This is a genomic window from Microbacterium sp. BR1 (genome assembly GCF_002812725.1).
GTDB lineage: Bacteria > Actinomycetota > Actinomycetes > Actinomycetales > Microbacteriaceae > Microbacterium.
The window spans coordinates 86947-93564 of the sequence record NZ_NMUN01000006.1 but is presented as its reverse complement, the minus strand read 5'-3'; the positions used below and the strand labels follow the sequence as shown (position 1 = coordinate 93564).

Below are 6618 nucleotides of genomic sequence, written 5' to 3'. Positions count from 1 at the left end.
TTTGAAGTGCGTCCGCGTGAACCGAAGCGCGGCAAATTCCGCGGCCGTGTCGAAAGCGTGAACAACCCAAAAACTGTTTCCGCAGCGTCCAGGGCTGATCCGCGTTTCGAAAAGAAAACAAGGAAAACGAACTTGCTCCGCCTTGCAAAAGTTTTTCGCGGTCGCGAAGTTTTTCCTTTTTCGTCGAACTTTTCGTGATCCGCAGGTTGCCCTCTTCGAGGGTGTCCGCGTAGCTCTCCGCACGCTGACGGGCTTCTGCCTGCCGTTGCGCGAGCAACGCGACCACAGCAAACCACACCGGTCAGGGCGAGACCAGCGGCGCCACCGAGGAGCGCGGTACGCGCGAAAGCTGATGTTCGCAAGATCCATCTGAGCCTTGAGCTCGATGATTTTCACCCGCAAGCCGACAGCACCCGCACTGAAAATCAGGGCAGCAGCCGTCGCGACACCGAGGACGAGCGCGGTCGCCTGCACAGGTTCGGGGAGCTCCCCGTAAATGTCGACGAGCTCGGTCGCTGCCTGCACCATTGTGCGGAGCACTTCGTTCGCGCCCGCACCCGTCTTGATGAACGCGGTATCGAACGCCCCGCCGAGTTTCTCGACGTCACCGGCCAGGTTGTCCTGCTTGATCGCAGCCTGCTCGGCGGCGAACCCGGAGTCGTCGACCTTCTCGGTCCACTCCTGAACCCCGGCGGCGCCCTCCTTGTAGAGGACGTTCGCGACGTTCATCGACTCGTTGCCGAAGATCCGGTTCAACGCGGCTGCGCGTTCTTCCTCGGTCAGATCAGCGAACGCGGTCCGCAACTGCCCGGCAACCCCAGCGAGACCGACGAAGTTGCCTTGCGCGTCGAACACCTCGACGCCGTATTCCTTCATCGTCTTCGCGCCGAGCGCGGAAGGCCCCGTGAGCGCCGCGAGAGCACCGCGCAGTCCTGTGCCAGCTTTCTCTCCGAGGATGCCGTTTGCGGCGAACAACGCCAGCGCGCCGACCGATTCCTCGAGGGGCACGTTGAACTGGGCGAGGCCGATGCCGGCGTAGTCGAGCGCGAGGGACACGTCATCGACGGAACCCTGCGCCTTACCAGCCGCGGCCGCGAGAAGGTCGGAGACGTGCGCGGCCTGCTCGGCAGGCAAGCGGTACACCTTGAGGGTGGTCGCCATGATCTCCGCGGACCGGGCCACCTCGAGTTGGCCGGCGGCGGCGAGCGCGAGCGCACCGTTCAGCGAACCGCCCACAATGTCCGCAACACTCAGGCCCGCCTTGGCGAGTTCCTCCTGCGCCCCAGCGGCCTCAGACGCCGAATACGCGGTGTCCGCACCAGACTCCAACGCTGCAGCACCGAGGGCGCGCTGTTCTTCCGCGGTAGCCATCGTCGCGGCGCGCACGTTCGACATGGCAACGTCGAACTCGGCGTACTTCGCGACAGAGATCCCGACGAGCGCACCAACAGCGACACCCGCAGCGAGCAGACCGACCGACAGTTGCTTCGCCGCGTTCGCCTGCTGCTCGGTGACCTTCGCCTGCTGCTCCTGCGCGGGCTTCGCCTTCGCGGACTCGTCGCCGACCTTCTTCGTCGCCGCGGCCTGATCGTTCAGGGGGGCTTTCGCGGCGCGCGCCTTCTTCGTAACAGTGTCGGTCGCGTCACCGGACTTGTTCAGATCGGTCGCCGCAGCAGTCGCGGAACGACCCGTCTTCTCGAGCGCCTGTGACGCGTCAGACTGATCCTTCTTGAAGACTGCCGCCCCGACCGTCTGGATCTTGAACAGCAGCGCGCCGGCGTCGAACCCCATCTCTCACCGCTTTCTGCACCCATGTGCCGTCGATGTCGATGAGTCGTTCAATCCCGGCGCGCACGAAATGCCACGGCCGGGAATCCAGAGCCGCATCCAGGTTGGGGATGAGGCTGGTCTGTGCGAGGTCGAGTTCGATCTCACCGAACAGTTCCGGCCACAACAGGCCCCACAACTCCAGACCGGTGAGACCGACCGGTTTCGGTGCGGCACCGGCCGCTGCCGTCTTCCGGCGTTCCCGCCACTCCGGGGTGAACACGTGCTCCGGGTAGATACCGTTCTCGTCGGGACGCCCGACGCCGATGATCAGACCGTCGCGGATGCCCTGGGCGATGTCCGCCGGGTCAAGCGACCCAAACGGGCGGTCAACGCCCCCGCCGCTTTTAGGGTGCCCGAGAGACCCTCACCGCCCTCGATGTACTCCTGCACACCCTTGATCCCGAGGATCGTCTGCCAGAAGAACGCAGGCATCAGGATCGATTCGGATTCGTCCTGGGAGAGCTCGAGGCCGATGCGGGTGAAGTTGACCTGCTCGTCCTCGGGAACGGGTTCCCAGATGCCGGTGATCGCGTTCTGTCGTGCACCATCCACGGCCATGATGAGCGCGTTCGTGATGTCCTCGACACCACCCTCACCGTTCATGGACGTGAGGTAGGTGTCGGTGATCTGGACGCCCGCACGACCGGGGAGGGGATGAACCACGAACGGTGCTTCGATCCCCTCCATCCGGAGGTGCAAGTCGCGACCGACCTTTTCAGCGGTGATAGCCATCAGAGTCCCTGCGCTCTCTGACTACGCGGCCGTGTAGGCGAGGGAGTTGGAGGCGCCCTCGGCGTTGGTGACGATGATCGGGGCAGAACCCGACACGGTCGCCGGGATCAGGAGGACCACCGCGTTGTCGTCGACGATACGGATCTCCGCGACCGACTGGGTGTCGATCGTTGCCGATACCGTCGATGCGAGACCGTACCCGCGGACCACGATGAGGTCGCCGGTGGTCTGCCCCGAGGGGGTCGCGGACTCGAGGATCGGCGTACCGTCACCCGCGATCGGCGACGTGATGCGCTGAACGACACCGTCGTTCGTGAGCGTGAACGTCCACCCGCCCTTGTCGGCGTACCCGGTGTTCAGGTCCGCGACAGCGACCGAGAACGTGCCCTGGAAGGCGGGGAGACGGTCGTCGAGCGCGTCGAACCACTGGAACTCGCGCTTGTTGTCCTCACCCTCCGAGAACGCGGCGTCGAGCAGGTCGACGAGCCACGCCTGACCGGCGACGAGCAGCTTCGTGACTGGGTCACGGACACCCTCGACCGCGAACGTCGGTGCGAAGTTGTAGCCGATGATGTCCTGCGACTGGCGCCCCTTCGTGCCGTACACCTCACGCTGCACGGTGATCGGGGTGGGGTTGCCGGCGAGGTTGTTGATGTCGCCGGTGATGTTCTGGAAGACGCCGGACTGCTTGAGTCGCAGGATCTTCTGGTGCGCGAGCGCGAGGGAACCGTCCGAGGGGGCGGTGGTGTCGTACAGGGTGTGGTCAGCCACGATGATTCTCCTTGTTTGTTGTGGGGATGTCGGCGCCTGCCGACGACCCCTCACGCGGAGGGGCGGTCTATGGGGTGGTTACGCGCGGCCGCGGAACTGGTACGTGCACGCGACGGCGGGGCGTCCCTGAGCGTCCGGGTCGAACGGGAGCCTCGAGGTTTCCTCAGCCCACGAGATCCCGAGAACCTGGGGTGTGTATTCCTTGTGGTCGAGCAGGGCCGCGAGGTCTACAGCCCACTTCTCGGTGACGTTCGGTGACCCGGTGCGGCGCGTATACACCTGCACCCGATACAGGGCGTCCGCGCGCCCGTCGCGCACCGTGGGGAGCGAGGTGAGGACGGTGAACTCGCTGGTGCTCGTGGGGAACACGCCGTCGAGGCGGATTCCGCGTTCGGGGATCGTGCCGGTGGGCTGGTAGACGGCGAGGTCGGCGGCGTCGAGCATGGACGCGAGAGTGCGACGCAGGATCAGTTCAGGTGCGTCAGTCACCGTTGCGCCTGCTTCCTGATGATGTCGCCCAGTTCTTTCTTGTTCTCGACCGCCGCGTTCTCCAGGTACTTGCCCTGGGCGTTCGGGTTCGAGTCGGTGGAGAAGTTGTACTCCGGGTGCTCGTGCAGGCGGGCCGCGTACGGGGTGTCGAACGTGACTGCGCCGCCCTCATCGGGGTCTGTCGCGGGCTCCACAGCGCCGGTTCCGGCGAGGGTGCCCTGATCCCACGGGGATTTGTCGACAGCGAGGGTGAGGAGTCGTTCGAGGGCCAGGTTCACGCCCTGCACAAGGTCGGCGGTGATCTCGTCACCGGCGCGGGTGAGGTTGTTCGTCATGGTTACGACAGCGCGAACACCCATGTGGTCACCTCATTCCAGAAAAAGCTCGACATGGGAAGGGGCGCCCGGATACTCGTAGTACGCCGAGTCGATGACTTCGGATGTGCGGGCCCGGGATGTTCCACCCCACACGGTCACGCGGGTGCGGGGTTGCACGTCGTTCTCGAGCAGCAGGACCACGAAGGTGGTCGAGGTGACTTCCTGCCCCTTCGTCGTGGAGTTCGACCGGCGGTCAACGACCAGCCGTGTCTTCTGCTCCACGTACGCGGGCACATCCGCAACAGCGGTGCCCCAACTGTCACTCTCCGCAGTGTCCCCCTGGAACATCTGCAACGTGACCCTGTGCGGGAGGTGCCGTTTCCTGAGCCGGGCCATGACGTGCTCCTAGCTGTGGGATACGGCCGAGTTGATGAGGCCGGCGTTCGCGAGAATGTCGAGCGCGCGTGACCCGATCCGGCGGGCCAACTTCTCACCCTCGCTGAGGACCGTCGCACTGCTGGAGGTGGTGCCGAGCGACACGGAACCGATCTTCACGGCACCCTCGAGCGTTTCCACACCCATCGGGTCGTCTGTTTCCACCCAGTACTCGACGATCGCGCACGTCGCTTCGGTGAACGCCGCACTGATGTCCGTGTCGGTCGGGTAACCGTCCGTGTCGGTGTCGTACCATGCGCGGCGGGTGATTTTCTCAACCTCGATCGATGCTGCCCGGAGTCGTTTCGTGAGGAGCGTCGCCGTACCCTCGAAAGGTTCCTCAGCGAACGTGTCGTAATCGCCGGGGGTCGCGTAAATGCGGGACACGGTCACACCCCGCCGGTGAACGAACCGTCACCGTTGTCGACGTCGCCAGGGATAGGGGTGGCGGGGAGACTGGAGATGGCCTTGATCAGCTGGTCGCGGGTCATCTTCGTGGTGACCTCGAGACCCTCCACCTCGGCAATGTCGCGGAGTTCTGCACGCGACAAGACGGCGAGGTCGATTATCGGTTCCCCGATGGCCTCCTGGTGCGGGGCTTCCACCTCGAGGTCTGGTTCGATCGTGTACCCGTGGCGGATGAGCGCGAGCTCACGTTCCGGGTGCAGAGACTCGACCACTGCGACACCGTCACGGAAATCGACACCGAGGGCAGACTGACGGCCCAGAGCAGGGCGGGGGTGGATGATGCGCATGACGCTTCCCTTCCGGTTGGTGATCCCGGGGCGGAGGGCAGAACACCCCGCCCCGGGATCATTCACGTGCTACGACCACACAGGGGCGACGGGCAGGCCACGGATGATTCCGTGCGCCTTCTCGTTGCCGTACTGCAGGCCGACCTCACCGTAGATCTGCACCTTGTCGGAGGCGCCGACCTTCGCCAGCGGCTCCTCGAAGAAGTGCCCCTTGTCGGGGATCCGGAGGAACTTCGGCTTGCACTGCTCGAGCGACACGACCGCGAACGAATCGGCCGGCATCCACCGGTCGAGGATCACGTTGAACGTTCCGAAGTCCGTCATGATGGTCGTGAAGTTCACACCACCGACGTTCCGGGACGCCTCCTGGTACTGACCGAACGCCTTCGCGTACGCCGTCGACAGGGACCGCTTCTGACGCGAGCCGACCATGATGGTCTGCGTCGCACCTTCCCGCATGCCACCGTTGTCGAACACCAGCTGGAAGAGGGCGTCGTACGACTCCTTCGTGGGACCAGCGGTGGTCAGCTTCGACAGCGCAACGGTCGCGGTGCCGATCGTGATCGCCGTACCGCCGAGGGTCGCGGCGACCTTGAACGCGTTCGTCGTCTTACCGACCACGTAGTACACGCGGTTCAGGAAGATCGCCGTCGAAGCGCCCACGTCGGTGAACCGGACCGCGTCACCGTTGGCGAGCGTGGTCGAGGTCTCCGCGATCGTGTCGGTTGTGGCCGACAGGGCAGCGTGCGCCTCACCGAGTTCGATGACGTTGGTCGTGATCGCAGGGATCAGACCACGCGTCTTCCGGGCGGTCGTGTTGTCAGACGGCTTGTTGTACTGCCCGATGAGGAACGACGCCTCGATGTCGGTCGCCTTCGCCTTGAGGGCGTTGGTGATCTGGTGGGGGAGTTCCGCCTGGACCGGGTTGGTCTGGTCGTTGTTCGTGCCCGAGTGCTGACCGGTAGCGGCCTGCTTCGTGTACGAAACCTCGACGGTCTCCTGGTGGATCTCGACGACGTTCGTCACGTTCGCGCGGACACGCTGGTCCGACGTCGGTGCGTTCGCGCCCTCGAGACGTGACCGGTTCGGCTCCGGCGCGCGGAGGTCTTCCGTCTGCCATTCGAACTCGGTCGACTTGACCTCTTCGCCACCGGTGAGACCACCGATCGCGGAGAGGAACGGGGTGTCTTCGGGGCTCACCTGGAAGAGTGGCCCCACGTAGTTGGGCAGGTTGTATGTGGTCCCCTGCCCGCTGATTCCAGCCATGCTGGTCTCCGTTTCTGTCGCCG

At 64.9% G+C, this 6618-nt stretch carries 11 protein-coding genes; 1 reads left to right on the top strand and 10 read right to left on the bottom strand.

Going from position 1 to position 6618, the window contains the following annotated elements:
• Window positions 1–1431, bottom strand: a 1431-nt coding sequence (locus CGU35_RS11795; protein WP_232711285.1) for a phage tail tape measure protein, incomplete at its 3' end; no start/stop codon positions are given.
• Between CGU35_RS11795 and CGU35_RS18595 the strand changes: the two genes are divergently transcribed.
• Window positions 1394–1588, top strand: coding sequence for a hypothetical protein (locus CGU35_RS18595; protein WP_232711286.1), 195 nt, complete (start codon window positions 1394–1396; stop codon window positions 1586–1588). The two genes, CGU35_RS11795 and CGU35_RS18595, sit on opposite strands and share 38 nt — an antisense overlap.
• Window positions 1589–1714: 126 nt before the next feature.
• Here the strand turns inward: CGU35_RS18595 and CGU35_RS18380 are convergent, their stop codons facing one another.
• From CGU35_RS18380 to CGU35_RS11755, 9 genes are all read right to left on the bottom strand, one after another.
• Window positions 1715–2050: a hypothetical protein gene (locus tag CGU35_RS18380; RefSeq protein ID WP_198519580.1), complete on the bottom strand. Its 336-nt coding sequence runs from the start codon at window positions 2048–2050 to the stop codon at window positions 1715–1717.
• A 47-nt stretch (window positions 2051–2097) separates the two neighbouring features.
• Window positions 2098–2562, bottom strand: a complete 465-nt coding sequence (locus CGU35_RS11790; RefSeq protein ID WP_157813968.1) for a hypothetical protein — start codon at window positions 2560–2562, stop codon at window positions 2098–2100.
• 21 nt (window positions 2563–2583) lie between these two features.
• The gene (locus tag CGU35_RS11785; protein ID WP_157813967.1) at window positions 2584–3333 is read right to left on the bottom strand and encodes an IPT/TIG domain-containing protein; all 750 of its coding nucleotides are present in this window, start codon (window positions 3331–3333) and stop codon (window positions 2584–2586) included.
• A gap of 78 nt (window positions 3334–3411) precedes the next feature.
• The gene (locus CGU35_RS11780; protein ID WP_100811786.1) at window positions 3412–3822 is read right to left on the bottom strand and encodes a hypothetical protein; all 411 of its coding nucleotides are present in this window, start codon (window positions 3820–3822) and stop codon (window positions 3412–3414) included.
• Complete coding sequence (locus CGU35_RS11775; protein WP_100811785.1) at window positions 3819–4181, bottom strand: hypothetical protein; 363 nt, start codon at window positions 4179–4181, stop codon at window positions 3819–3821. The genes CGU35_RS11780 and CGU35_RS11775 overlap by 4 nt, the downstream gene beginning before the upstream one ends.
• Window positions 4182–4190: 9 nt before the next feature.
• Entirely contained in the window at window positions 4191–4535 is a 345-nt protein-coding gene (locus tag CGU35_RS11770; protein WP_100811784.1) for a hypothetical protein, read from the bottom strand.
• Between the two features lie 9 nt (window positions 4536–4544).
• The gene (locus CGU35_RS11765) at window positions 4545–4961 is read right to left on the bottom strand and encodes a hypothetical protein (protein ID WP_157813966.1); all 417 of its coding nucleotides are present in this window, start codon (window positions 4959–4961) and stop codon (window positions 4545–4547) included.
• Window positions 4962–4963: 2 nt separating this feature from the next.
• Window positions 4964–5329 (bottom strand): Rho termination factor N-terminal domain-containing protein, encoded by a 366-nt coding sequence (locus CGU35_RS11760; RefSeq protein WP_100811782.1) that lies wholly within the window; start codon window positions 5327–5329, stop codon window positions 4964–4966.
• A gap of 69 nt (window positions 5330–5398) precedes the next feature.
• The gene (locus CGU35_RS11755; protein WP_100811781.1) at window positions 5399–6595 is read right to left on the bottom strand and encodes an SU10 major capsid protein; all 1197 of its coding nucleotides are present in this window, start codon (window positions 6593–6595) and stop codon (window positions 5399–5401) included.
• Window positions 6596–6618 lie beyond the last annotated feature (23 nt).